The organism is Hymenobacter lapidiphilus (assembly GCF_003417065.2).
GTDB lineage: Bacteria > Bacteroidota > Bacteroidia > Cytophagales > Hymenobacteraceae > Hymenobacter.
In genome coordinates, this window is sequence record NZ_QVLT01000005.1 from 153,800 (window position 1) to 179,171 (window position 25,372).

23 protein-coding genes and 1 tRNA gene are annotated in these 25,372 nt (G+C 61.4%); 10 read left to right on the forward strand and 14 right to left on the reverse strand.

Translation table 11 applies throughout. From position 1 onward, the window contains the following. Positions 1-38: 38 nt before the first annotated feature. The 4 genes from D0N36_RS04770 to D0N36_RS19485 form a co-directional block, all read right to left on the reverse strand. Positions 39-1,370 carry a serine hydrolase domain-containing protein gene (locus D0N36_RS04770; protein ID WP_116940247.1) on the reverse strand — a complete coding sequence of 444 codons (1,332 nt, stop codon included), beginning with the start codon at positions 1,368-1,370 and terminating at the stop codon, positions 39-41. Between the two features lie 110 nt (positions 1,371-1,480). Next, positions 1,481-2,578: a hypothetical protein gene (locus D0N36_RS04775; RefSeq protein ID WP_116940249.1), complete on the reverse strand. Its 1,098-nt coding sequence runs from the start codon at positions 2,576-2,578 to the stop codon at positions 1,481-1,483. Positions 2,579-2,706: 128 nt separating this feature from the next. Next, positions 2,707-3,006 carry a helix-turn-helix domain-containing protein gene (locus D0N36_RS19480; RefSeq protein WP_242478798.1) on the reverse strand — a complete coding sequence of 100 codons (300 nt, stop codon included), beginning with the start codon at positions 3,004-3,006 and terminating at the stop codon, positions 2,707-2,709. A 17-nt stretch (positions 3,007-3,023) separates the two neighbouring features. Further along, on the reverse strand, positions 3,024-3,581 hold the full coding sequence (locus D0N36_RS19485; protein WP_242478799.1) for an AraC family ligand binding domain-containing protein: 558 nt from the start codon (positions 3,579-3,581) through the stop codon (positions 3,024-3,026). 511 nt (positions 3,582-4,092) lie between these two features. Between D0N36_RS19485 and D0N36_RS04785 the strand changes: the two genes are divergently transcribed. Further along, positions 4,093-5,325 (forward strand): tetratricopeptide repeat protein, encoded by a 1,233-nt coding sequence (locus D0N36_RS04785; RefSeq protein ID WP_116940251.1) that lies wholly within the window; start codon positions 4,093-4,095, stop codon positions 5,323-5,325. 33 nt (positions 5,326-5,358) lie between these two features. Here D0N36_RS04785 and D0N36_RS04790 read toward each other — a convergent pair whose 3' ends face one another. Beyond that, the gene (locus D0N36_RS04790; RefSeq protein WP_116940254.1) at positions 5,359-5,943 is read right to left on the reverse strand and encodes a phospholipid scramblase-related protein; all 585 of its coding nucleotides are present in this window, start codon (positions 5,941-5,943) and stop codon (positions 5,359-5,361) included. Positions 5,944-6,123: 180 nt separating this feature from the next. On the opposite strand from D0N36_RS04790, the gene D0N36_RS04795 reads away from it, so the two are divergent. The 5 genes from D0N36_RS04795 to D0N36_RS04815 all read left to right on the forward strand — a co-directional run bounded on the left by D0N36_RS04795 (position 6,124) and on the right by D0N36_RS04815 (position 11,666). Next, a complete protein-coding gene (locus tag D0N36_RS04795; protein ID WP_116940256.1) occupies positions 6,124-7,563 on the forward strand; it encodes an aldehyde dehydrogenase family protein in 1,440 nt (479 codons plus the stop codon). A 166-nt stretch (positions 7,564-7,729) separates the two neighbouring features. Beyond that, complete coding sequence (locus D0N36_RS04800; RefSeq protein ID WP_116940258.1) at positions 7,730-9,751, forward strand: FAD-dependent oxidoreductase; 2,022 nt, start codon at positions 7,730-7,732, stop codon at positions 9,749-9,751. 217 nt (positions 9,752-9,968) lie between these two features. Continuing rightward, positions 9,969-10,406 carry a hypothetical protein gene (locus D0N36_RS04805; protein WP_147320757.1) on the forward strand — a complete coding sequence of 146 codons (438 nt, stop codon included), beginning with the start codon at positions 9,969-9,971 and terminating at the stop codon, positions 10,404-10,406. Between the two features lie 58 nt (positions 10,407-10,464). After that, on the forward strand, positions 10,465-10,986 hold the full coding sequence (locus tag D0N36_RS04810) for an acyl-CoA thioesterase (protein WP_116940262.1): 522 nt from the start codon (positions 10,465-10,467) through the stop codon (positions 10,984-10,986). Between the two features lie 122 nt (positions 10,987-11,108). Further along, on the forward strand, positions 11,109-11,666 hold the full coding sequence (locus D0N36_RS04815) for a type 1 glutamine amidotransferase domain-containing protein (protein WP_116940264.1): 558 nt from the start codon (positions 11,109-11,111) through the stop codon (positions 11,664-11,666). A gap of 91 nt (positions 11,667-11,757) precedes the next feature. On the opposite strand, the gene D0N36_RS04820 is transcribed toward D0N36_RS04815, so the two are convergent. Together D0N36_RS04820 and D0N36_RS04825 are read right to left on the reverse strand one after the other, a co-directional pair. Further along, the gene (locus D0N36_RS04820) at positions 11,758-12,249 is read right to left on the reverse strand and encodes a DUF6992 family protein (RefSeq protein WP_116940266.1); all 492 of its coding nucleotides are present in this window, start codon (positions 12,247-12,249) and stop codon (positions 11,758-11,760) included. A 71-nt stretch (positions 12,250-12,320) separates the two neighbouring features. After that, a complete protein-coding gene (locus tag D0N36_RS04825) occupies positions 12,321-13,046 on the reverse strand; it encodes a porin family protein (RefSeq protein WP_190242519.1) in 726 nt (241 codons plus the stop codon). A 216-nt stretch (positions 13,047-13,262) separates the two neighbouring features. Between D0N36_RS04825 and D0N36_RS04830 the strand changes: the two genes are divergently transcribed. Together D0N36_RS04830 and D0N36_RS04835 are read left to right on the forward strand one after the other, a co-directional pair. Then, positions 13,263-13,337: transfer RNA gene (locus tag D0N36_RS04830), tRNA-Val, on the forward strand. A 202-nt stretch (positions 13,338-13,539) separates the two neighbouring features. After that, positions 13,540-14,451, forward strand: coding sequence for a histone deacetylase family protein (locus D0N36_RS04835; RefSeq protein ID WP_116940270.1), 912 nt, complete (start codon positions 13,540-13,542; stop codon positions 14,449-14,451). Positions 14,452-14,605: 154 nt separating this feature from the next. On the opposite strand, the gene D0N36_RS04840 is transcribed toward D0N36_RS04835, so the two are convergent. From D0N36_RS04840 to D0N36_RS04850, 3 genes are all read right to left on the reverse strand, one after another. After that, a complete protein-coding gene (locus D0N36_RS04840) occupies positions 14,606-15,310 on the reverse strand; it encodes a methyltransferase domain-containing protein (protein WP_242478800.1) in 705 nt (234 codons plus the stop codon). A 127-nt stretch (positions 15,311-15,437) separates the two neighbouring features. Next, the gene (locus D0N36_RS04845; RefSeq protein ID WP_242478801.1) at positions 15,438-16,637 is read right to left on the reverse strand and encodes a type III polyketide synthase; all 1,200 of its coding nucleotides are present in this window, start codon (positions 16,635-16,637) and stop codon (positions 15,438-15,440) included. A gap of 99 nt (positions 16,638-16,736) precedes the next feature. Next, positions 16,737-17,852: an NAD(P)/FAD-dependent oxidoreductase gene (locus D0N36_RS04850; RefSeq protein WP_116940272.1), complete on the reverse strand. Its 1,116-nt coding sequence runs from the start codon at positions 17,850-17,852 to the stop codon at positions 16,737-16,739. Between the two features lie 179 nt (positions 17,853-18,031). Here D0N36_RS04850 and D0N36_RS04855 point away from each other — a divergent pair, with 179 nt between their 5' ends. After that, positions 18,032-18,397, forward strand: a complete 366-nt coding sequence (locus tag D0N36_RS04855; protein WP_116940274.1) for a T9SS type A sorting domain-containing protein — start codon at positions 18,032-18,034, stop codon at positions 18,395-18,397. Positions 18,398-18,485: 88 nt separating this feature from the next. Here the strand turns inward: D0N36_RS04855 and D0N36_RS19895 are convergent, their stop codons facing one another. The 4 genes from D0N36_RS19895 to D0N36_RS04870 form a co-directional block, all read right to left on the reverse strand. Beyond that, positions 18,486-18,608 (reverse strand): hypothetical protein, encoded by a 123-nt coding sequence (locus D0N36_RS19895; protein WP_262895296.1) that lies wholly within the window; start codon positions 18,606-18,608, stop codon positions 18,486-18,488. A gap of 184 nt (positions 18,609-18,792) precedes the next feature. Next, positions 18,793-19,548, reverse strand: coding sequence for a response regulator (locus tag D0N36_RS04860; RefSeq protein WP_116940276.1), 756 nt, complete (start codon positions 19,546-19,548; stop codon positions 18,793-18,795). An 11-nt stretch (positions 19,549-19,559) separates the two neighbouring features. After that, on the reverse strand, positions 19,560-21,269 hold the full coding sequence (locus D0N36_RS04865; protein ID WP_116940278.1) for a PAS domain-containing sensor histidine kinase: 1,710 nt from the start codon (positions 21,267-21,269) through the stop codon (positions 19,560-19,562). A 104-nt stretch (positions 21,270-21,373) separates the two neighbouring features. Continuing rightward, complete coding sequence (locus D0N36_RS04870; RefSeq protein ID WP_116940280.1) at positions 21,374-22,744, reverse strand: sigma-54-dependent transcriptional regulator; 1,371 nt, start codon at positions 22,742-22,744, stop codon at positions 21,374-21,376. A gap of 327 nt (positions 22,745-23,071) precedes the next feature. Here D0N36_RS04870 and D0N36_RS04875 point away from each other — a divergent pair, with 327 nt between their 5' ends. Then, positions 23,072-25,267, forward strand: coding sequence for a T9SS type A sorting domain-containing protein (locus tag D0N36_RS04875; protein ID WP_116940282.1), 2,196 nt, complete (start codon positions 23,072-23,074; stop codon positions 25,265-25,267). The last annotated feature ends 105 nt before the right edge of the window (positions 25,268-25,372 follow it).

The window sequence follows — 25,372 nt, forward strand, 5'->3', positions numbered from 1 at the left end:
CGGGCGGGGCCTTTTGTATGCCATACTGAGTGCAGTTGCTACTCGCGCGTGAACAGGTAGCTCCCCCCGCCCTGCTGCAGCGTAAACGTGTGCCGGTCCGCATCGAAATCCAGAACAATGCCTGCGGGCTCGAAGGTGAACTGGGTTTTCGACTTGGCCGTAAGCGTCAGGGCTTGCTGACCAGTGGCCTGGGCCAGAAGCGTAGCGCCAGATGCGGTAACCGTAATTTTAAGCGGCATCTGGGTGCTGGCGTAGGTACCAGTTAGCGGACCCAGGTCGGTGGCAGTAAGCGCCAGCGGGGTGGCAGGGCGCAGGTTGGGCAGGCGGTAGGGTGTGCCGTAATAGCTGGCCAGCGCTCCGATGAGCACGTCGTTGAGCGGGAAGTTGCTCCCGTTCTGGCAGTAGGCCAGCGCCAGCTTGTCGGCGGGGAAGTAGATGAGGCTGGACTGGAAGGCATCGATAACTCCGCCGTGGCCGTAGCCTTTTTTGGTGCCGAATGGTATAGCTGTCAGGGCCGCGCCGTAGCCATCCTGCAAAACCATCATCTGCTGCAGGGTGGCCGGTTTCACGAGCCGACCCCCGAATAAGCCCTCGATAAACCGCGTGAGGTCGGCGGGGGTAGACACCAGCGCCCCGGCTCCGCCGGGAATGCTCATGTCTGTTTCCGGCTCGGGCTGCCAGGCGCTGCCCGACCACCTGAACGAGGCCGCTTCATGCTTTTTGGCATCAATGGGGCCACCGTAATACGTTTCCTTCAGGCCCAGCTTGCCGGTAATACGTTTTTGCAGGATCTGTTTGTAGGGCTGGCCCGTAACCTTCTCTACTATGTAGCCCAGCAGCAGGTAGTTGGTGTTGCTGTACTCGAACTTGGCCCCCGGTTCGAAATCCGGGGCTGGCTTGCTCATAATTGCCAGCATTTGGGCCTGGGTCTGCGGCTTGGCCATGTATGTTGCGTAGGCCGCGTCGCTGGTAAAGCCGTGCAGGCCGCTGCGGTGGTGCAGCAGTTGGTCGACGGTGATGCGGGTGGCGTTGGGCAGCTGCGGAAACCAGGTGGCCAATGGCGCATCCAGCTTTAGCTTGCCTTCTTCCACCAGCTGCATCAGCATGGTGGCGGTGAAGAGCTTGCTGATGGAGCCGATGCGGTAGCGCGTGGACGTAGTAGCAGGCACACCCGGTTGCTCCTGCCCGAAGGCGCGGCTGTACACCACTTTGCCATCCTGCGACAACGTGAGGCTGCCCATAGCCCGGTGGTTGGCTTCCAGGCTGGTAAGCAGGCTGTCGAGCCGGGGTTGGTTGAAGCTGCCTTGAGCCAGAGCGGAACTGGCGCCAAGGCATGCGGGGAGTAGTACTAAGGCGAGTCTGCGTAGCATACAGCGAAGGGAATAAGGTGGAAGACGGATCAAAGAAACCAGCTATATCGGAGAAGCTGAATTATTTTCAACCACCACCCTCATTCCTGCCTTCAACTGTCTCCGGTACCTTACTTTATCACCCCGAACTCGCGTAGCTCGGTCGCAATGCGCTGGTTCCAGCGGTTTTGAGCGGTGGCGTCGGTGCCGCCCGAAGTTTCCCGGTCGTACTGGTCCTGCAGGCGGTTCATCTCGCGGAAAGAATCTAGGTACTGCCAACCCAGAATGCTCTGGTAATCGGCCACGGTGAGGCTGTCGGGGCCCACCTTGCGCCGGAACCGCTCGGCCACCAGCCGCACAATATCGAAGTGGCGCTGCTCGTGGTTGAGGTTGTAGGCCGTGCGCTGCCCCTCGGCCACCCACGAGGAGGTGCGCACCACATACACCTGCAGCTCTATATCCAGCACTACCACCCCCTGGCGCACCCGCGGCCGGGTCCGGTAGCCGAAGCTCGGGAATACGGCCGCCGCATACTGGCCTTCGGACCGGGGCGTGCCCGTAAAATCGGACCAGGCCATTGGGCGGGCCGGGTCGTAGAACAGCGTGTCGGGCTCGGTTTGGCGGGTGTCGTAGCGGAAGGTGGGCTGCACGGCCGTGGCCAGCCGGACATCGTGGGCGGCAGCCGTGGCCAGCCAGCCGTTGAAGTAGCGCAAGCCGCCCAGCAGCGCTTGGCCCAGCGCGGTTTCTACCACGGCGCGGTTGGGGCGGGCGCGGCCGTAGCGGGCCGCGCCGCGGTATTCGGTAAGCGTACTAGTTCGGCCTTCGGCATTGCGCCACTCAAAAGCCAGGTGCAGGGCAATAGTGCCATTGGCGGCACCGTTCGGGCCGGGTGTTTCGCGCACCTGCAACTCCAGCACCCGCAGCGTTATGGGGTAGCGGCTGGTAGTGGCGGCCGGCAGCGTGGCGGCGGCAAACTGTTGCAGCGCCGTCGCTGTGCCGTTTCGCAATTCGACCGGCTGGGCTGCTGTTGTAGTGCCGGCCGCCGCCGTTGCGGGCAGCAGCAGCGCCACGGCCGGCTGCCCCGGCCGCTCGTCGCGCACGGCGGCTATGCTGAACAGTGCCGGCCCGAAACCGGGCGCAACGGGCCGTAGCACCAGCGGGGCTTCGGGCGCGGGCCGCAGCAGGTGCTGCAGCAGCAGAAACAGGTTCAGCACAAGCGGGTTCAGCATAAACATCTACCCCAGACACCTGCCCGCCGCCACCCGTTCCGCGGGCAAGGAAGGAATTTGAGGGAGAGGAGGGAAGCAGCGGGACGATCATTCCGCCGAAAGAAGAATGCGCTCCGCTGCTTGTGCTTTCAGCCCCCGCCCAGCCGCTGGCGGCGGTACTCGGTGGGGCTTTGGCCGGTGAACTTGCGGAAGGTTTTGTTGAAGTGCGACAGGTTGTTGAATCCGCAGGCATAGCAGACCTGAGTAATGGCCAGATCGTCGTCGAGGAGTAGCCGGCAGGCCTGGCCCACGCGATACTCCTGCACGAAGTCGGTGAGCGTGTGGCGGGTCATTTTTTTGAAGTAGCGACAGAAGGCTGGCACCGAGAGGTAGGCCACGTCGGCTACTTCCTGCACCGATAGCGTGGCGCGCTGGTAGTGCTGCTCCACAAACTGATACACCCGGCTCAGGCGCTGCTGTTCCTTGCCACTGAGGCCCTGCCCCCCGGCGCCGCGTGCAATGGCTGGCAGTCGGGGGTGGGGGCGGCCTGGGCCAGCTGCTGCAGGGCCTGCAGTAGCAGCAGCAGCCGCGCGAAGGGCGGAGCCGTGAGCAGCTGGCGCAGCAGCGGGCCTACCGCCTGGCGGGTAGCGGCCCCGAACGACAGCCCCTCGTGCGAGCGGGCCAGTAGTTGCCGGATAGCCACCATCTCCGACCGCTCCCAGAAGTCGGGCCCCAAGAAGTCGCCCCGCAGCTGCACCACGATTTCTTCAAACGGCGTGCCTACCGGCTGGCCGTAGCTGAACGTCAGGTGGGGCAGATCGGGCCCGATAAGTACCAGCTCGCCATCTTCGAACCGCGAAATATGCTGGCCGATATGCCGCCGACCGTGGCCCCGCGGGATATATACCAGCTCGTACTCGGGGTGATAGTGCCAGAGCAGATCGGCCTTGCTTACCTGCGTGTAGTGCAACAGCGTAAACGAACTGTCGGCGGTTGGGTGAATGGGCTCAAATTGTAGCTTCACGGCGCAAAATGGTGCCTCAATGGCGGAATGAGACCGTGAAGTTAACACAATTGGTCAATCAGGCACTACGAATGGCGAACAAGGCAGTAGTTATCTGGTTGAAGCTTAGTGACCTTTGTATGGTAGAATCGGATTCGGTGCTAAACCGGGCCGAATCAGGCCAGCTTTTACACGTTGGGCGCAGGCTTTGCAATAGCATAACTGCATTGCTGGTCTGGGGCTGCGTTCTGGGCGGGGAATCTGCAACTTCCTCGCCGCGCTGGCTGGCTTAACGAAAAAAGCCGGCTGGTGTGTCAGATATAAAGAGGGTGGTGCATCCGCATCAAACATCCAGCGACTTTGGGTGGGAATTTTAGTCGCTGGCCGTTTCCCGGGCCTTTTTGAGGGTCGGTAAACGCAAAAGAGGTTGAGGCTGTGGGAGCTTCAGCCTCTTTTTTTTGCCAGGTCCCGTATGAGGGGGAACTCCCCCCACCTTTTTGATCGTATTTTGGGGCCACCCAAGCTGTACCCTATGCGTTCATTATTGCTGTGCTCGTTCCTTCTGCTGCTCTGCTTGCCGAGCGCCGCCTGGGCCCAGCAGACCGACACCACCCGCATTCGCCTCGAAAACGTGGATGTGGCGCCCCTTGCGGCCAACATCTCGGGCTGGCTGTTGCTCGATAAGGACATCCAGACCGAACTGGAGGGGGCCGTCTACAACCTCTATAATTTCAAGTATGATAAGGCCGAGCGGCAGTTTCGGAGCCTGCGCCGCCGCTACCCCCAGCACCCGATGCCGTACTTTCTGCTCGGGCTCAGCACCTGGTGGAAAATCATGCCCAGCAACATCACCAGCAAACAATACGACAAGGTGTTTCTGGCCTACATGGATACGGCCATTACCCGGGGCGAGGTGCTCTATAAGAAAGACAACAAGAACTACGAAGCCAGCTTTTTCCTGTCGGCGGCCTACGGTTTCTCGGCCCGCCTGAACGCCGAGCGCAGCAACTGGCGCAAAGCTACCGTCGAGAGCAAGCGCGCCCTCAGCTACCTCGAAAAAAGCCGCGAAGCCAACGGCCTCAGCCCCGAGTTTCTGTTCGGCCAGGCCCTCATCAACTACTACGCCCCCTGGATTTCCGACAATTACCCGCTGTTGCGGCCGGTGATGCTGTTTTTCCCGAGGGGCAACAAGCAGCTGGGCCTGCAGCAACTGCGCAACGTGTCGGTCAACGGTTTCTACACCGGCCCCGAGGCCAAGGTGTTCCTGATGAAAATTCTGCAGAACCAGGAAAACAAGCCCGCCGAAGCACTGCCCATCGCCCAGCAGATGGCTACCACCTACCCCGATAACGGTTACTTCCAGCGCTTCTACGCCCTGATGAGCTACCAGGTAGGCGACCTGCGCGAGTGTGAGCGGGTCAGCCGCGACATTCTCGAAAAAATAAACCGGGGTATGCCCGGCTACGAGGGTATTAGCGGGCGATACGCCACGTTCTTCCTGGGCAGCCTGATGCAGAACCAGTACAAAGACCTCGACAAAGCCCGCGACTACTACCAGCGTTGCGTGGTATTCTCCGAAAGCACCGGTGATACCCAGCAGGGCTTTTACCTGTACGCCCTGCTCAACCTGGCCCGCATTGCCGACAAGCAGCCCGACCCCGAAGCCGCAACCCGCTACTACCAGGAGGTTCTTAAGAAGGCTGAACGAAAATCGGAAGCCCACAATGAGGCAAAAGCGTACCTGCAGAAGAAAAAGAAGAAGTGAGTTTTAAGGAAGAATGACCCTCTTCCTTAAGCCCTACTGCTCCTTATACACAGTGTCGATGGCCAGGCCGGCGGCTAGGAGTAGTACGTTGGAGGCGGCCTGCTGCTCCCCCATGTCATGGATGGAAATCAGGTAGTTGTCGGCGGTAGTGAACAGTTCGCGGCCCAGGCCGGCCCATTTCTTGGTAACGAGGCCGATTTCCTGGCCCGAGGCACTGATGAATTTAAAATCCCAGCCTTTCCAGTTACCCTTCACCTCGGCCACCAGCACATCCTGCGGCGAGTACACATTGAAGCCGCCCCCCAGCGTGAAAAGCTTGCTTTTGAAGTAGCCTACAGGCTGATCCTGGGCATCGTACACGTACACTTTGGAGCGCAGAAACGTGAAGCCCCGCTCGATACGAAACAGCGGCGGCGACTCGGCCTGCTCGCGTACGGCAATGGTTATGGGCAGCATCTGCTTGCCCACCAGCAGCCGCAGGGCTAGTATCCAGCCGGGCGTAGATTCCATTGCGTAGGCCAGCTGCTGCTGGGTTTCGGGGTCGAGAATATCGTAGGTGTCCTTGAATTTGAAGGCGCCCACGTGTTCGCGGATGAAGTAGCTGTTTCGGGTGAGCATAGAGGTAGGGTTGGAGGAAGGAGAAACCCGCCCGGCAGGGCATTCGCAAGCTACGGTTTTGCCGCTGCTATTCCGGGCCGGGGGCATGCGGTAGCTGAACAATTGGCTAAGCTTGTGAGTATGAGTAGTCAGCGGTACGACTGTCGCGCTGCTCATTTTTCCGCCCGAACTCCCCGCCCTATGGTTTCCGCTCCCCTTGCCCCCGTGGCCACCCAACTATCCATTCCTGCGCTGTTTGCCCGCCAGCAGGGCCGCGCCGAGGCGTTGCGCCGCGAGGCAGTGAGCAGCCGTGCTGCCCGTCTGCGCCGCCTCGATAACTGGCTGACTGATAACAGGGAAGCTATCCAGGAGGCGCTGTACACTGATTTTCGCAAACCCGCCGTCGAAACCGACGTCACCGAAATCTGGTCGTCGCAGACGGAGCTGCGCCATACTTTGCGCCACCTAGAGAAATGGGCGGCCCCCCGCCGGGTAGGCACGCCCATGGCCCTGGTAGGCACCAACGGCTGGGTACAGGCCGAGCCCAAGGGGGTTACGCTGATTATCGCGCCCTGGAACTACCCGTTCTACCTGGCCATCGACCCGCTAATTTCGGCTCTGGCCGCCGGCAACACGGCCATCATCAAGCCCTCGGAGATGACGCCCGCCGTGGCCGAGCTGCTGGCCCGCATGTGCGGCGAGCTGTTCGATGAGGCTGAAGTAGCCGTAGTGCAGGGTGATAAGGACGTGGCTACCGAGCTGCTGAAACTGCCCTTCGACCACATTTTCTTCACGGGCAGTCCGCAGGTGGGTAAAATTGTGATGCGCGCCGCCGCCGAACACCTTACCAGCGTAACGCTGGAGCTGGGCGGCAAAAGCCCGGCCGTAGTGGATGAAACCGCCGACCTGCGCGATGCGGCCGAGAAAATCATCTGGGGCAAGGGCGTAAACGCCGGCCAGACCTGCGTGGCCCCCGACTACCTGCTGGTGCACGAAGCCGTACGCGACCAGCTGGTAGCCGAAATGCAGGCCGCCACCCAGCGCTTCTACTCGCCCGAGGGCCGGCCCGTCAGCGAGTCCGACTCCTATGCCCGCCTCGTAAACGACCACCATTTTGGGCGTGTGGCCGGCCTGCTCGAAGATGCCCAGGCCCGCGGCACCAAAGTCGCTTTCGGCGGCTCTACCGATGCCGGCCAGCGTTTCATCGAGCCCACTGTGCTGCTCGACCCGCCCACCGACAGCCGGATAATGCAGGAGGAAATCTTCGGGCCGCTGCTGCCGGTTCTCACCTTCGGCAGCCTCTCGGCAGCCGTTGATGCGGTAAACGCCCACCCCAAGCCGCTGGCACTCTACGTATTCACGCAGGACAAGGAGAACCAGCGTTACCTGCTCCAGAATATCCCGGCCGGTGGAGCCTGCGTCAACGAAACCATTCTGCACTTGGCCCACCCCGAGCTACCCTTCGGCGGCTTCGGCAACAGCGGGGTCGGCCGCTGCCATGGCCACGCCGGTTTCCTGGCTTTCAGCAACGAAAAATCGGTGCTCAAGCAGCGCGTGGGCCTCACTGCCCTCAAGCCCCTATACCCGCCCTACACCAATTCAGTGAAGAAAATGGTAAACCTGCTGCTGCGCTGGCTGTAGCGGCGAATGAGTAAATGAGGAGCGTGTCATTGCGAGGAGGCACGACGAAGCAATGACACGCTCCTCATTTACTATTAGTATGCAAGCCGAGTATTTTCCAGGAAAATTACCGACCTTTTAGGGCCCGCTTTCCGGTGGGTGTTGCCGCCCGTTTCCCCAACCCGTCATGCAGTTTACCGAAGCCCAACGCGCCACCCTGCGCGCCCTCGCCGATACGTTTATTCCCGGCCTGCCAGTGCCCCCCAACGCTACCGATGCTGCGTACTGGGCCCACCGCGGCTCCGAAGGCATCGATTTGGATAAAATGGCCGAGGCGCTGTCGGCGCAGCCGGCGGGGGCGCAGCAGGAGTTTGGGCAACTGCTGCGGCTGCTCGATTCGCCGGCGCTGGGCTTAACGTGGTTCGGGGCCCTCAAACCGTTTGTAAAACTTGATGCGGAGCAGCGTGAGAAGCTGCTGCAGAGTTGGGCTTCTTCGCAGGTAGGGCAGCTGCGGAAGGGGTTTCAGGCGCTGCGTAAGCTGTGCGTATTCCTGTACTACGGCGGTTCGCAGCCCGAAAAGGCGCATTTTGTGTGGGAGGCCATCGGCTACGACGGCCCCCAGATGCCGGCCGAAACCGTGGTGCCAGAACCCGCTCCCGCCCGGCCCCTCCAGACGCTGCAACCCACGCAGGATGTTACCTACGACTGCGACGTGCTGGTGATTGGCAGCGGGGCCGGGGGCGGAGTGGTAGCCGGCGAGCTGGCCGCTGCCGGCCACGATGTGCTGGTGCTCGAAAAAGGCCCCTACTTCCACGGCACCGACTTTTCGCAGCGCGAGGTAGATATGCTGGGCCAGCTCTACGACGCCCGCGGCACGCTGGGTACCCAGGATGGTGGCGTGGCTATCTTGGCCGGTTCCTGTCTGGGTGGCGGCACCACCGTCAACTGGGCCGGAGCCTTCCGCACGCCCGATTACGTGCTGCAGGAATGGGCCCGCGAGCATCAGGCACCGCATTTCACGTCGATGGAGTTCAAGCAGAGCCTGGATGCCGTGAGCCGTACGCTGGGCGTGAACATTGATTACGTGCGCCACAACGGCCAGAACCAGGCGCTGCTCGATGGCTCGCGGCGGCTGGGGCAGGAGGTGAAACTGATTCCGCGCAACGAAAAGCACCCGGAAGCCGAGGACGACGCGCACTTTGCCGGCATGGGCTACAGCTGTTTCGGCGACCGACACGACGTGAAGCAGGGCACGCTCAATACCTACCTGCAAACCGCCTTCGAGCACGGTGCCCGGCTGTTGTGCGACACCGAGGTAACGCGCGTAACCGCGGCCCAGGGCCGCGCCACCGGTGCCGAGGCCACCTACACCGGCCCCGATGGCCGGCCGGTGCGCGTAACGGTACGAGCCAAGCGGGTGGTAGTGGCCGGCGGGGCCGTGCAGACGCCGGCGCTGTTGCTACGCAGCGGCCTGCGCCATCCGCACTTGGGCCAGCACCTGCACCTGCACCCCACGGTGGTGGTTTCGGGCATATATCCGCAGCGCATGAACTCCTGGCACGGGCCGATGATGTCGGTGGTGAATGACGGCTTCACGATGCTCGACGGCACCAACTTCGGCGCTAAAATCGAAACCCCGCCCGCTCACCCCGGCCTGATGAGCATGGTGATGCCCTGGCTTTCGGGCCGCCAGCATAAGGAGCTGATGCACGAGGCCGCTCACCTGGGCTCGTTCATCGTGCTCACCCGCGACCGGGACGGCGGCCGGGTTTCCGTCGACAAGCACGGCCAGGCGCTGATTGACTATACCCTAAGCGACTTCGACCGCCACAACATGCTGCGCGGGGTGCGCGCGGCGGCCGAAATACAGGTGGCCGCCGGGGCCCGCACGGTGCTGCTGCCCCACGGCTCGCTGCCGCTGCTGCACGCCGAAAACAGCCGTTTGCTCAACCCCGAAGTGCTCGACAACCTGCCCCAGCTCAGCTGGAAAGCCAACCAGTTCGGCCTGTACAGCGCCCACCAAATGAGCACCTGCCGCATGGGCGGCGACCGGGCCACCCACCCGGCTAGTCCGACCGGCGAGCTGTACGAAGTAAAAAACCTGTTCGTGGCCGACGGCTCGGCCTTCCCGGCCTGCAGCGGCGTCAACCCCATGCTCACCATCATGGCCCTGGCCCACTACACGGCCCAGCAGCTCAAGGCCAGTTGAGAGGTTAATGGTAAGCGCGTCATTCTGAGCGAAGCCGGAGGCGAAGTCGAAGAATCTCTACCGCTTCGTTGCAGGCGTCAGGATTACCAATGTGGTAGAGATGCTTCGGCTTCGCTCAGAATGACGTACCGTTTCTCACTTCTCCGCTAACCACTGAAACCAGACCCGACGGGGCTTTTCGCGTAGGTAGGGTTTTCGCTCCCTGAATTTCTGTTTTATGACTTTCCGTACTCCTTTGGCGATGGTGCTGGCGGCCGGGCTGCTGGGCAGCGCTTGTGCCCGCCGGCCGGCCGCTGTTGCTACCAGCACTACCGCGGCCCCCGTCAAATCGGGCCGCGAGGTGCGGGCCGAAACCAAAGCGGTGGCTGCCGCGCCGCCCGCCGCCCGCGACCTGACCGACGTGCTGACCGAGCAGCTGAGCCTGACGGATGAGCAGCGCAGCAGCGTCCGGCAGATTTTCACCAGCACCCTGAAGCAGGCTCAGCAAGCCCAGGAACGCTTAAAAACCAACCGTCCGGCGCTGCTGGCCGAGCTGAAAAGCATCAACGCTACTTCTGACCGCGAACTGCAACAGGTGCTCAGTCCCGAGCAATACCAGCAGCTGAAAGCCAAGCAGAAGCAGGTGCAGGAGCAGATGCGGGCCCGCAAGAAATAGCCGTACCCAATTCGATTCGCCAGCCTTTCCGGCCCGCTTTTCCACCGCCCGTTTTCTTATGCCCGCCTCCCTCGTTCAGACGCCCGAAACCATTCACCGCATCCGGTTTCAGGACTGCGACATGCTTGGCCACCTCAACAACGCCCGCTACCTCGACTACTTCCTTAACGCCCGCGAAGAGCACGCCCTGCAGCACTACGCGCTGAATCTGGGCCAGCAGGCGCAGGAGCAGGCCGCCGGCTGGGTAATTACCAAGCACCATCTTGCTTACCTACGGCCCGCCCGCCACGCCGAAACAGTGCGCATCCGTACCCAGCTCATTCATTTTGATAATTCGAATCTGGTAGTGGAAATGCAGATGCTGCGCGAAGACGGCCTGCAGCTAAAAGCCCTGCTGTGGTCGGAAATGACCCTGGTGCGCCTGCCGGGCGGCACCCGCACCGAGCACTCGCCCGCCCTGATGGAGCTGCTCGAACAACTCGATGTAAACGAGGTGGACTACGAGCCCGATGGATTCGACGAGCGGGTTCGGGAGCTGCGCAAACAGTTTAAAAAAGCCCGCAAAGGCGAAGACGGATAGCAGGCCCCGGTGGCCCAAAGCCAAAATCCTGCTCAACTTCCAGCCGCATCAGCCGTTAGAGAAGAACCGAAGGCGCCCGGCGCTTTCGGTTTTTTTATTCTTCTACCTAACCCCTATTTACGATGAGCATTTTTGGAAGCGACGCCCTCAAGGGCAAAAAAATAGCCATTATCGCCACCGATGGTTTCGAGCAGTCGGAACTCGAAAAGCCCAAAAAATACCTTGAGGCAGAAGGTGCCGAAACCCACGTTATTTCGCTGAAAAGCGGCTCGATTAAGGGCTGGGACGAGAAAGACTGGGGCGACAAAGTAGATGTGGATAAGGTAATCGGCGAGGTAAAAGTGGCCGATTATGATGCCCTGGTACTGCCCGGCGGCCAGATGAACCCCGACGTGCTTCGTACCAAGCCGGAGGTAGTGAGCTTCGTGGGCGAGTTCGTGCGCTCGGGCAAGCCCGTAGCCGCCATCTGCCACGGCCCCTGGGTGCTGATTGAAGCCGACGTGGTGCGCGGCAAAAAAGTCACCAGCTGGCCCAGCCTGAAAACCGATGTTAAAAACGCCGGCGGCCACTGGATCGACGAAACCGTGGTAATCGATGGCAACCTCATCACCAGCCGCAACCCTCAGGACATCCCCAACTTCAACGAGAAGATAAAGGAAGCCTTGGTCGGAAAAAAGTAAGCCAGTTGCAGGCTGAAGAAAGCCGTCCTCGGGAAACAGTGGCACATGTAGCTGCTGTTTCCCGAGGACCGTTGCCTACCGACAGTTTATTTTACTGGCCTAGCTGCGCCGCAAACTGGTGGTAAACGAAATAGAAGGCCAAATCGAAAAAGAACAGAAAGCCTCCTTGTAGCAGTAGCGAGCGGGCGTAGCCGTGCAGGCGTTCGGGCCGCTCGGCGGTGGCAGCGCGGTGGTGCAGCCAAAGGCCGATGAGCAGGTAGCCTACATCGAGCGCCGCGTTAAGCAGCAGCAGTTTCTCGAAGCGGGCCTGGGCCGCCAGGCTTTCGGCCAGCGAGAGGCTAGCTACGCCCCAGGGGTTGGCCTGCAAAACGCCCCATACGGCCACCAGCGTGTTCACCACGTTCCAGGCCACGTTCATAAAGTGGAAGTGGTGGACCGCGGTGCGCGCATCGATGCGCGCCACATAGTAGCCACTCACAACCAGATTGAGCAGCCCCCACACCCCGAGTAGCACCATGCCGCGCTCGGCCATCAGCTCGCGGGCGTGGTTGAGGGCAGGTAAATCGGCAACGGAAAGCGGCATACGGCAGAGAAGAGAAACGCAAAAGAGGAAGCCCGCGGGCTTCCTCTTTGTTTATTGAAGGCTGGGGCCGGCTAGCGGTTGAAACCAATGCCGACATACACCTGGAACGCCCCGTTTTTGATATCGGTGAGGGCGCGGTTGCCGGTTTTGGTAAAGTCCTGGTCTTTAATAATTTCATTGAAGCCTGCTACATAGCGGCCACCTACGCGGGCCGGGCCCACGCGGGCCTCCAGGCCAGCGGCCAGGCCGTAGTCGAGGCTGTTGTACGCGTAGCTGAAGTTGCCGTTTTCATTGGCAATTTTGCGCTCTACCCCGTTTTCGCGCACTTTAGTCAGCAGCGAAACCTGCGGGCCGGCATGGATGCTCACATTATCGAGGATGTTGTACACCAGCAGCACGGGCACCTGAATGTAGTCGAGGCGGGTGTCATAAGCCCCGTTTATTTTCTGGCCCTGGGCGTTGGTCAGGCCATTGTTGCCGGCAAAGCCCTGGCGGCTGTACAGCAGTTCGGGCTGAATGGAAATCTTGTCGCTGAAGCCGTATTGGGCATATATGCCAGCGTGGAAGGTGTTGTAAACGCCTTCATCGGAGTAGTTCTTCTTGTCGTCGCCGCGGAAATGGGCGGCCGTGAAACCACCTTTAATACCAAAGCCGGTGTTGCGTGAGTCGGAGCCACCGGAGGCTGCCGGGTAGTCGGTAGAGGAACGGACGCCGTCGGGGCCGGTGGTCTGCGCCAAGGTGGGTACACTAAGCAGGAGGCCGGAGGCCAGCAGCAGAGGAGAGATAAGGTTTTTCATGGGACGGAAAGTCGTAAATAGTAAGAGTAGAATGAGCGAAGCCGATACAGGGCCGGCCGCTTTAGTAGCCCTATACTGCCTCATGCGGCGAAGGTTACACTGCAACAGGTGGGCAAACCCTAATTTTGTACGCCAGGCAGCTGGGTTTACCGGGGGGCTACCATATCTTTGGCCTCTGCAGCTGCCGCCAGGCAGGTCCTGCAGATTGATCTTCAGGGGGTGTTAGCTCAGTTGGTTCAGAGCACTACCTCGACAAGGTAGGGGTCATCGGTTCGAGCCCGATACGCCCCACAAAAGCCCGATAAATCCGGAAATAACCGCCCTTATCCGGCGGTTATTTTTGCGTTGAGACAGTGGCGGCTAAAGCAGCCGAAGCTGGGCTAAGTGCCGCCGAAGCATCACGCCGCCGGTTAGCCAATAGCGCCCGTAGTCGCCGCGCCGTTGGCTAAAAAGGCACATTTTTTCTGCATTATTCCCCCTTTCAGCCCCGCGCATGCTCTCCATTGCCTGGCACCCCGTCTATGCCCATCCGCTGCCGGCTAGCCACCGCTTTCCCATGCTCAAGTACGAGCTGCTGCCCGAGCAATTGCTGCGCGAGGGAACGGTGCCCGAATCGGCCTTTTTTGCGCCCCAGCCACCCCCCGAAGCCGATGTGCTGCGCGTACATGACGCCGACTATTTCCGCCGCTTACAGGCTGGCGAGCTGAGCCGGCAGGAGGAGCGGGCCACCGGCTTTCCATGGAGCCCGGAGTTGATTAACCGCGAAACCACCATTCTGGGCGGTACGCTGGAGTGTGCCCGCCGGGCTTTGGCCAGTGGCGGGGTGGCGCTCAATATCGCCGGCGGCACGCACCACGCCTTCCGCGACCGGGGCGAGGGGTTCTGCCTGCTCAACGACCAGGCCGCTGCCGCCGCCTATCTGCTGGCGCACCCCGCATTAGGCGTGCGCCGGGTGTTAATCATCGACCTTGATGTACACCAGGGCAACGGTACGGCCGCTATTCTCGCCCACGAGCCGCGCGTGTTCACGCTCAGCGTACACGGCGCCCGCAACTACCCGCACCGCAAGGAGCAGTCGGATCTCGACCTGCCGCTGCCCGACGGTACCGATGACACTACTTACCTGGCGCTGCTGCGCGATACGCTGCCCCGCCTGCTGGCCGAGCACCAACCCGATTTCGTGTTTTACCTGGCCGGCGTAGATGTGCTGGCTACCGATAAGCTGGGCCACCTGGGCCTGAGCCGCGAGGGTTGCCGCCAGCGCGACGCCTACGTGCTTGGCCTCTGCCACCAGCACGGCCTGCCGGTAGTGGTGTGCATGGGCGGCGGCTACTCGCCCAGCATCATCGACATCGTAGAGGCCCACGCCAACACGTTCCGGGTAGCCGCCGATTTATGGGGCTGATTATAGGTGCGTAGCTGATGATGAAAGTCAAAAGAACGTCATGCTGAGCTTGCCGAAGCATCTCTACCGCAGTAGTATAGGATTACTGTTGCGGTAGAGATGCTTCGGCAAGCTCAGCATGACGTTCTGCACTGATTCAATAACGGCCTAAGCATTAAGCACTGATAACCAGTTGCCACCGAAAGGCCCAGCGCCAGCGCAGGGTGTAGTTCCGGATGCCAGCGGCGGCCAGCAGGGCTTCGAGCTCGGGGCGGGTGAAGGCGCGGGCGACTGACAGCGGCGCGTCGTGGCGGACGAGGCGCGAGCCGCCCAGCAGCCGCGTGAGCCAGCGTATGCTGTGGTAGGCCAGCGGGTGGCGGTGCAAGTCGTTGATGATGACAGCCAGCCCGGCTTGGCGGTGCCACTGGGCCAGCATCTGCACCAGCTGCTCATCGGAGAAGTGGTGGCAGAACAGGCTGGCCGTGAGAATATCGAAGGGCTGGCGGGCGAAGTCGGGAGCGAAGATGTCGGCCTGCTGGAAGCTGATTTCGGGGTAGGCTTGGGCTTTGGCGGCGGCGTAGTCGAGCATGAAGGCGTGGCATCGATGCCAACCAGCTCGACGGGCACCCGGCGGCGGCGGGCCCAGCGGGCAATCTGGCGGAGCGTGTCGCCGCCGCCGCTGCCCAAATCGGCCACGCGCAGGGGCGCCGGCCGGAAAACGGGGCCGCAGGCGTGCCAGCGCGTCGAGCACCGGGGCGTAGCCGCCGAGCCAGGTGTTCACGGTTTCCAGCTCATCGAGGTTCTGCCGCAGCTCATCGGACGCCAGCGTGAGGTCGTCCATTAGCTCATCCTGCTCCGAGCGGGTACGCAAGTCAGCCATGATCTTAACTAGTAGCTTTCAGCTGATGGCTGATAGCTTTTGTATTGTGAATAAGCAGTTCAAAACGTGCTTAACGGCTGTTGGGAGCGTAGCGCTAATGGCAGCTATTCGCTTTTGATAGTGAAACTCAGGAGGCCAGCACGGCTTGGGGTTGCTGCGTGTCATTGTTCACCTCCATTACCACACCCTCCACCAGGTTCTTCACGCCGTCCATATTTTCCGAGGCCACCGTCAGCAGCATGGCTTCCAAGGTAAGGCCGGGGCCGAAAGCGAAGCTGAGCACGGGCGCTCCGTTATCGGCGGCCGTCAGCTCGCGCATCAGTCGGGCCAGCACAAACAGCACCGTCGCCGACGACATGTTACCGTACTCGCGCAGCACAGCGTAGGCGTAGCGGTTGTCGTGCGTGCTCAGGCCCAGCGCCTGTTCGATGGATTCGAGGATTTTGCGGCCACCGGGATGAATGGCAAACGCCCGGATATCGGCCAGCTCGACCGGCAAATCGGCCAGCAGGCGCTGGGTGAGCTGCCCGATGCCGTCCTGAATCATGCGCGGCACATACGACGAGAGCGTCATTTCGAAGCCAAAATCGTTGATGTGCCAGGCCATGTCGGCGTGGCCGTCGGGCTCCAGGTCGCAGTGGAAGGCCGTGAGGGCCAAGCTGGGCCGGTGCGCGGCCGGGGTGCCCTGCACCAGCACGGCCGCCGCCCCGTCGCCGAACAGGGCGTTCGATACCAAATGGTCGTCTTCGGCGCTTTTCTGAAAGTGCAGCGTGCACAGTTCTACGCATACCACCAGCACCCGCGCCTGGGGCGTGGCTTTACAGAACGCGTCAGCCAGCTTCAGGCCATTCACGGCTGCGTAACAGCCCATAAAGTTCACGCAGGTGCGCTGTACGTGGCCCGGCAGGCCCAGCGCGCCCACCAGCTCAATGTCCAGCCCCGGTGCGTACATGCCGGTGCAGCTCACCGTAATCAGGTGGGTAACCGAGCTTAGCTCGACCTCTGGTAGCTGCTCCAAGCAGGCGCGCACGGCCTCTATGGCCAGCGGCAGAGCAAAGCGGCGGTACTCGGCCATGCGCCGACCCACCGCCGGAAAGGGCTCCAGGCCCGGCGTATTCGGGAAAAACTCAAACTCTCCGTTCACCCGCGCATAATCAGGTAGCACCGAGTAGCGGTGGCCGATGCCTGAAACCCGGTACAGGGCGCGGAGCTTGCGGGTAGCGCGCTCGTCAAACTCCAGGGCAGCGGCCATGAAGTCGGCAATTTGCGTTTGCGGAATGCGGTAGGGCGGGTTGGCGGTGCCAATGGCACACAAATAACTACTCATTGGGGCAGTTTACGTAAAAATCGTGCCGGTTGGGTTACAGCTTTATGATGATTGAACTTAATACCGAGCGGAATGACATTGGGCTTGAGTACTAAAAGCCTAAAATTCGGCGCCATGGGTGCGGCGCATCAGGGCCCGTACGGCCCTGGGCCAGCGGCGCAGACCGCTGACTGCCAGTTCGCTAAGCAGAGGCTGGCCAAACAGGCGCTGCACGGCGCGGCCCACCCGCAGCCGCTGGCCAAAATGCGCTTGCCAGGCGGTGGTATAAGCGGCTTCCAGCTGCGGGCGGCTAAGGTGGCCACGCAGAAAACCATCGGTGTGGGTGGCGGCCAAGCTGGCCCCGTGGATGGCCATGGCCATGCCGTTGCCGCAGAGTGGGGTAATAAGGCCAGCGGCGTCGCCGGCCAGCAGGGCGTGGCGCTCCAGGCAGGTTTTGGGGGCGAAGGAAATTTCGTTGATAACCTCGGGCTGCGGATACAGCACCTCGGCCGTTTCCAGAATATGACGCAGGTGGGGGTTGCGGGCCAGTACGTTGGCCTCCAGCTGCGGAATGGTGCCGTGGGCCTTTACATTGCGGCGCGTGGTGAGGTAGCAGAAGCAGAACTTGTCGTCCTCGATGGCCGAAATACCCGCGTAGCCGTCGGCAAAGTTGTGCAGCGCAATCAGGTCGCGCGGCATATCGGGGTAGCGCAAATGGTACTTCACGCCCAGGTAGGGCGAGCGTTGCGTGAAAAAGGGCCGTTCCAGCTGCCGGTCGAGGGCGCTGCGCTTGCCGTAGGTACCGATAACCACCCGGGCCGGTAAGCTGCGGCCGTCGGCCAGCAGCACGGCGTGGGTATCGGTGGCCGGGTCGAACTCTACATCGGCCACAGTGGCGTGCAGCACCGTAACGCCCGCGGCCAGCACCCGATGGTACAAAAATTCGTCGAGCACGTAACGGCTGATGCCAAAGCCGCCCAGATCGAGCGGCGCATTCAACAGCTCGCCGGCCGGCGAGCTAACCTGAAACCGGGTGATGCGGGCGGGTGTCAGCGCGGCCGGGTCGGCCCCGAGCCGGCGCAGGTAGGGCAGCACCTCGTTCGATACGTACTCGCCGCACACCCGGTGGAACGGGTACTGCCGCCGCTCGACCAGCGTAACGGCGTGGCCGCGCCGCCCTAGGTCGAGGGCCGCACACAGGCCCCCCAGCCCTCCACCAATAATGATAACGTCCAACTTATTTCGGCGGCTAAAGGCGTGAGAGGAAACGGCTAACAAATCTATTCATCGATGATGCGTACTATTTTATGGCTTTACCAGAATGAGCGAGTATTTTTGTTAACCTAAATTTCTCCCTGGTCGTTTAGTAACAGTCAACCCGAAACTGTTTCGGGTTCACCTCATTAAGGCGCTATATGCTTACACTCCTACGTATTCTTTTGCTGGCTTTGTTAACCACTGTAGCCGTACCGGGCTTTCGGGCACCAGCCCAGGCCCAGCCACCCGGCAAAACTCCCGTTGCCGCCGAAGAGAAGGCACTGACGGTGTATCCCAACCCCAGCACCGGCATCGTGCACATCAATATCAACGGTTTCGAGGGCCGTAAACTGGAGCTGCGCATACTCAACGTCATCGGTACGGTTATGTACCGCGAGTCGCTCACGGAGCTCCGCGACCGGTACAGCCGCACCCTCGACCTGAGCAAGTTTGCCAACGGCCTCTACTATGTGAAGCTGGAGGCCGATAACGCCAGTGAGATGCGCAAGCTCGTAATTCGCTAGCATACCGCCTGCTTCTCTCAGGAAGGAAGGATAAAAAAAGGTCTCTGCTGTAGCAGAGACCTTTTTTATGGCTATACCAGTGCCAGGGCTACTTGCCGTTGCGCACGGGCACGGTTTGCGGCTGCAGCATGGCTTTGAGGTTATCAATAGTATCAAAAGCCAGCAGAGCCGTGGCGAGGGCAATGCCCAGAAAAATCAGGAAGGCAGTCATAAAAAGGGGAGGAAATGAAGAAATAATCCGGCTTGCTGCCCCGGCCGGTCCCGAAGGGGCGTCCGCTGGCGTTGCCGCACCCATATCTAACCCGAAACACGCCACCTAAGTTGCAGTATAATTATGTGCTTGCCCTTTCGGGTTGTGCTAACGACGCAGAACCGGTGCTGCCGGTGGGCCTGGCCTAAGCCGGAAACTCCTCCCGCAGCCGCCGAACTACCTCTTCAACCGTAACGCGCACCTGCCCTACGAGCCGGGCCAGCTGAGGCCAGTCGGGCGGAGTAGAGCCGGTGGCCACGGCTTCCAGGGCCAGCAACACGGGGCGCAGGCTGAACAGCTGCAAACCATCGGTGGAGCTTTTGAGGAAGTGGGCCGCTGCCGCCAGTTCGGTGGGCTGCCGCTGCTGTAAGTGCCGCTCCAGTCGGGTTACAGCAGGAGGGGTGGTTTCAATGAACAGGGTTACCAGCCGCCGCACAAATGCCTCATCGTTGCCCGAGAGGCGGTTTATCGACGCAAGGCTATACAGCGGAGGACGGTCGGCAGTTGCAGCAACCGGCTGGATGGTGTCCGGTTCTGGGGCAGCCAGCTGGGCAGGACGATGGGCATCTGCGGCCGGGGAAAGACCTAGCAACTGAATCAGGAGTGCAAACAGGGCCTGCTCGCGGAAGGGCTTGGCCAGGTAGCCATCCAGGCCGGCGGCGCGGTAGCGCTCGGCGTCGCCGGGCATGGCGTGGGCGGTGAGGGCAACTACGGGCGTGGCTGCGCGGGCCGGGTCGGGGTGCTGGCGCAGCAGCTGCGTCGTCGCCACGCCATCAAGCCCCGGCATCTGAATGTCCATGAGCACGACTGCGTAGTGGTGCTGTCGGAACAGCGTCAGCGCCGCCCTCCCCGACGAGGCCGTGTCGGTTACCACGCCCCAGCCGCGCAGCATGGTTTGCATCAGCAGCTGGTTTACGGCGTTGTCTTCGGCCAGCAGTATGCGGTAGCCGCGCAGCCGCTGGTAGTTGGGGGCCGGCGCCGGCAGCGCGGGTGGGGCCGCCGGCGCCGCGCGAGGGCCAGCGTGAAGCGAAACGTGCTGCCCCGGCCCGGCTCGCTGCTGGCCGTCAGCTCACCACCCTGCAATTCAACCAGGCCCCGCGAAATACTCAGTCCCAGCCCCGAGCCGCCAAACTCGCGGGCCGTGCTGGCCGATGCCTGGGTGAAGGGCTCAAACAGTTCGCGCAGCTGCTCGGGAGCAATGCCAATGCCCGTATCGAGCACCGAAAACCGGTACTGCGGCGTGGCAGAGGCAGGGTTGAGGCATTCGTAGGTAAGCAGTACCTGCCCCTTGGGCGTAAACTTCACGGCGTTGCCGAGCAGGTTGACCAGGACCTGCCGGAGCCGATGAGGGTCGCCGAGCATGCGGGCCGGGCCGGCTCCGGCGGGCGGCAGCTGCAGGCGCAGGCTGATGCCCTTGGCCGTGGCCGTAGGCAGCAGCGCCTGGCAGCAGGCCCGTAGCACCTGCTCCAGGTCGAAGGGCACGCATTCGAGCCGCATCCGGCCCGCGCCAAGCTGGGCCATATCCAGCACATCGTTGATGAGCACCAGCAGGTTATCGGCCGAATCCTGTACGTGGGCGAGTAGCAGCTGCTGCTCGTCGGTGAGTGGGGTTTTGGCCAGCAGCCCGGTGAGTCCCACAATGCCGTTAAGCGGGGTCCGGATTTCGTGGCTCATGTTGGTGAGAAAGTTCTGGCGGGACTGCGCATTCTGCTCGGCAGCTTCCTTGGCTTTCTCCAGCGCCTGCTGGGTATGCTTGTGCTCGGTGATGTCGTTATCCACTCCCAGCACCTGCACAGTGCCATCGGTGAGTACGAAAGGGCGCTTGACTGTGCGGAACCAGCGTATCTGGCCCAGACCATCAGTCAGGGGGGCTTCTTCGTCTATTTCCTGCCCCGAGGTCATTACCTGCCTGTCTTGGCGGCGGTACCGGGCCATACTCGGAAAGCGGGCCTCCAGCTCGGGTAGCGTGGCCCGGAGCAGCTCCTCGTGCGAGAGATGGTAAAAGCGGGCGGTGGCTTCATTGGCCAGCACGTAATTGCCCTTGCTGTCCTTGAGGTAAATCAGGTTGGGTACTGTGTCAATCACCTGCCGGAACAGGCGGTTTTGTTCGGCCAGGCGACGGTTGGCCGAGCGGCGCTGCTCATCGGCTATTTTCCAGCGGGTTATGTCTTCGGCATTGCTCAGCACTTGTGTAACGCCGCCCTGCGCATCGCGGGCGAAGGCCGTGCTGGTCAGCCGCAACCAGCGCACAGTGCCGGTAGGGTGCTGCATCGTGTAGTCGAAGGACAGCAGCTTGCCATCGGGCAGATCGAGGGCCTCGTTGTAGTGGCGGCGCAGCCCCTCGGCCTCGTTGGTGGGCATCAGCACCTCTAGCACGCGCGGACCCATGGCCCGCAGCTCGGCCGCCGAGTAGCCTAGCTGGGTTTCGGCAACGCGGTTGCAGTAGTGCAGGCTACCCGAGGGGAGGTCGAAAACGAATACGAAGCTCGGCAGCGCGTCGTAGAGGTGGGTGGCCGCCTCGGCCTGCTCGGTAGTGGCCGCCAGTTGCTGGCGCAGGAGGGCCAGCTGCTGGCGCGCTTGCCGTAGCTGCCGGGCCTGCTGCCGATACCGGATAGAGTCCATGATAGGTGAAGCTGATAAGAACCAGTTGCTGACCGGTGGGTACCGAAGCCGGCTTGGCCATTCTACCACTGCCGGAGCGGTAAGGTAGTAAACCGCCGGTGCGCTTAGGGAAGTTGCACTTCCTTGTTCTGAAGCATGCGGTAGATAGTGGATTTGCCGATTTGCAGCTGTGCGGCTACCTGCAGGATATTGCCTTCGTAGCGGTCGAGGTAGTGCTGCACAATGGCCGTTGTCTGGGCCCGCAGCGACTCATCGGCCGGCAGGGCCACGCCTGGGGTGTCGGCGGCGGGGTGGGGGCTGCGCAGAGGCAGATCGGTGGCGGCAATAGTGCCGTTTTCAGCCAGCACGGCCGCCAGCTCTATCAGGGCCTTCAGCTCGCGCACGTTGCCCGGAAACGAGTAGCGCAGCAGCTTCTGCCGGGCTTCCTCCGAAAGAGTACAGGCCACCAGACTGTTCTGCTGGCAAAACTCCTGCAGAAAGCCCTCGGCCAGCAGCAGCACATCGTCACCCCGCTCGCGCAGCGGGGGCAGTTCGATGGGCAGGCCCAGCAGGCGGTAGTACAGGTCTTCCCGAAACCGGCCTTCCCGCACCTCGCGGGCCAGGTCGCAGTGCGTGGCCACCATCAGGCGGGCATCGAAGGCAATAGCGCCGTTGCCGCCCACCCGGCACACCTCGCGCTCCTGCAGCACCCGCAGCAGCTTGGCCTGCAGGCTCAGATCCAGCTCGGCTACCTCATCCAGAAACAGCGTGCCCCGGTGCGCTTCCTCAAAACGGCCCACGCGCCGGGCCACGGCGCCGGTAAAGGCGCCCTTCTCGTGGCCGAACAGCTCGCTTTCCAGCAGCTCGCGCGGAATTGCGGCCACGTTCACGGCTACAAAGGACGCCTCGCGTCGGTCGGATCCATAGTGAATAGCCTTGGCGACCAACTCTTTACCCGTGCCGGTTTCGCCCACAATAGACACGGTAATGTTGGTGCGGGCGGCCTTGTCGATGAGGGTGAACAGCTGGCGCATGGCCGGGCTGTGGCCTCGGATGGCCCGCCGCGCATCGTACTTCTGGCCAATTTGCTTGCGCAGCTGGGTGTTTTCGCGGCGCAGGGCCAGCTGTTGCACAATGTTGCCCACCGTAAACCATAGCCGGTCGGCGGTTTCCTCGTCTTTCACCAGGTATTCATAGGCTCCCTGCTGAAGCAGCCCAACGGCCGTGCGAATATCCTCCTGGGCCGAAATAATGATTACGGATACGTCTGGCAGGCGCTGCTTTAGCCGGCGCAGCACCTCATCGCCCCGGCCATCAGGCAGGGTATAATCGAGCGTAATAATGTCGGGTGGCTCGCTCAGGCTGTCGAGGCAGGACTGGGCAGTAGCGAAGCGACGAACGGTATAATCGGGGTTCTGGGTTAGCTTGTAAGCCAATAGTTCGGCATACCAGTCGTTATCCTCAACAATGAAAATCGAGATAGAAGTAGAGCTCATGCGCAGGGGAAAAGGCCAGAACGTGCCCGGGCTGCAAGGCTCTGAGAGCTAACAGAACTGTGGAAGCGTTCTAATCTTGAGAAGGTTGTTTTCAGGGAAGGAGAGGAGCGAAGCGGTCAGGAGTGCGAGTATAAGCGGGAATAGCCGGCTTACCAAAAAATCCCGCTTATGGATGGTTTTCCCGTATTGGGACAATAAGTAAAAGTTACAATATTCTTAATATATTGATAATCAAAGGCCAAGGCATTAAAAGTAGAGCTGGCCGGGTAGTTGGCAATAAGTGGCAGGCCTGCATACGCATGGCTATCAACTTATTACTTGCTGCTTATGTCTACTCTCTACTCATTCGGTACCTGGCGCGGCAGTCGCCTGCTGGTGCTGCTGGCCGCGCTTCTGCTCGCGGCCCAAACGACTTCGGCAGCCAGTGCGCCCATCTACTCGTCAGGTGGAGCTGAAGGTACCAGCTTCACCCAAAGCTGCACCACTGTAGTGCTTCTTACGACTTGTTTCGGTAGTGTTTCACAGGCCGGTCAGGCGGCTGATGGGAATTTCAATTCGGCCGCCACTATCAATGTGCCAGTTGGGCTTTTGGCCGACAACGTGAAACTGCGCATGGATTTAGCCTTGCCTGCTCCTAAAAATTATCGGGCTGGTGTGGTGGTGAGCCGCAATGGCGGGCTGCTCAATCTGGCAAGCGTCAATTTAGTTAGCCGGCTGCGGCTGCGCACCTTTTTAAACTCGGTGGAGCAGGAGTCGGTACCAGTGAGTGCAGACTTGATACAGGCAATACTGGGGTCGGGTGGTGACGCGACGCGAATCGAATTTGTCGCCACTAAGCCCTTCGACCAGATTGAGCTGGAGGCTGGCTCCCTGGTTGCATTGGGCTATAGCCTCAACGTATTCTACGCCTACGCCATTGATGCCAACGTAATCGACAAAACAGATGGTTTGGTCACGCGCTTCGAAAACCCTTCAACGGACAACTACAGCACGACGGTGAAGGACGACAATGGCATTACCATATGCGTGAACAGTGGGGTGAGTAACCCCCAGAACACCGTTGATAACGACCTGACCAATTTTGCTACCTTCAACGCTTTAGTCGGTGTAAGCTGCCCGAACACCCTGCAAACCCAGCTCGAAGGACCGGCCCCGGCCGGCTACGTGGCGGGCTTCGTGCTGGGCTCGGGCACCCTGCTAAACGTAAGCGTACTCGATAAACTGCGCATTACCACTTACCAGGGAGACGTGAAACAGGAGCAGGCCAGCGGCCGCGACCTGCTGCAATTAGAGTTACTACCCGATGGGCAATCTGTGGTGCGCTTTACCACTATCAAGCCTTTCGACCGGATAGAGTTGCAGCGCACCAGCGTAGTAGATCTGCTTAATAATCTGCGGGTGTACTACGGCTTCGGCGTAACGCCCAGCACGTTCCGCGACCAGCAGCCCCGGCTGTCATCGTTTGCCAACACGGCTAACAACTTCCAGGTGGGCGGCACCGCCGGCCTCATCCGCAATCCGCAGTTGGCGGCCGACAACGACTTGACGGGCAACTTTGCTACCGTAAGCAGCTTGGTGGAAGTACTCACTGCTCCGCGGTTGAAGCTGCGCCTCAATGGACCCGGTAAAGCGGGTAACCTGACTGGCGTACGGCTGGGCCTGGGCACCGGGCTGGTCGATGTCAACGTGCTTTCCAACATCCGTATCAGAACATACAGCGGCGCAAATGGCGGTACGTTGGTAGAAACGGCTACGGGCAGCAGTCTGCTCAAGCTGGAGCTGCTGGCGGGCGGGCAGTTTGAGGTTGCCTTTCTGACCACCCAGGATTTCGATTGGGTGGAAGTAGAACTGGCCACCGGCGTGGCGTTGCTGAATGATGTCCGCATCTTTTTCGCCTTCGCCGAAGATCGGCCTACCGGCTTCCCAACTATCATTGTAAAGCCTACCGGCCCGCTGCCCGTGCAGCTGACGGCCTTCGGGGCGCGCGCCAGCGGTCTGGCCGTTGATGTTAGCTGGGAAACGGCTACCGAAGTCAACAGCCACTATTTCGAGGTAGAGCGTTCGGCGCAGGCCGGCCGTGGTTTCGTGGCCGTAGGGCGCCAGCAGGCTGCCGGTACCAGCACCGGAAACCAGTTTTATACCCTCACCGATGCCGCTGCGGCCCAGCTACCGGCTGGTCTGCTCTACTACCGCCTCCGCCAGGTCGACCTCGATGGTACAGAAACGTACTCGGCGGTGGTTGCCGTAACGCGCCGGGCCCCGGCCGGAGCGCTGGTGCTGTATCCTAATCCGGCCCCGGCAGGCAGCCAGTTGCGCATCGGGGGCCTGTCGGGGTTGCCCGAAGGAGGATATGAGCTGTTACTCTACTCCATGCAGGGGGCATTGGTAAGCCGGCAGCCGCTGCGCAATGCCACGGAAGCAACGGTCCCCAACCTGGGAGCTGGTGTGTACCAGGCCATAGTGAACGATGCCGCCGGCCGTCTGGTAGGCCGGCAGCGGCTGGTGCTCACGCAAGACCGCTAAGCTGGTCGGCCCTGATTGCCGGGCTAGCACGTAAAATTTATTTAGGTGTACTATTCGTTTTGTTGATGGCTATGTAAGCCGGAAAGCCCCGCTGGTTGCAGGCCA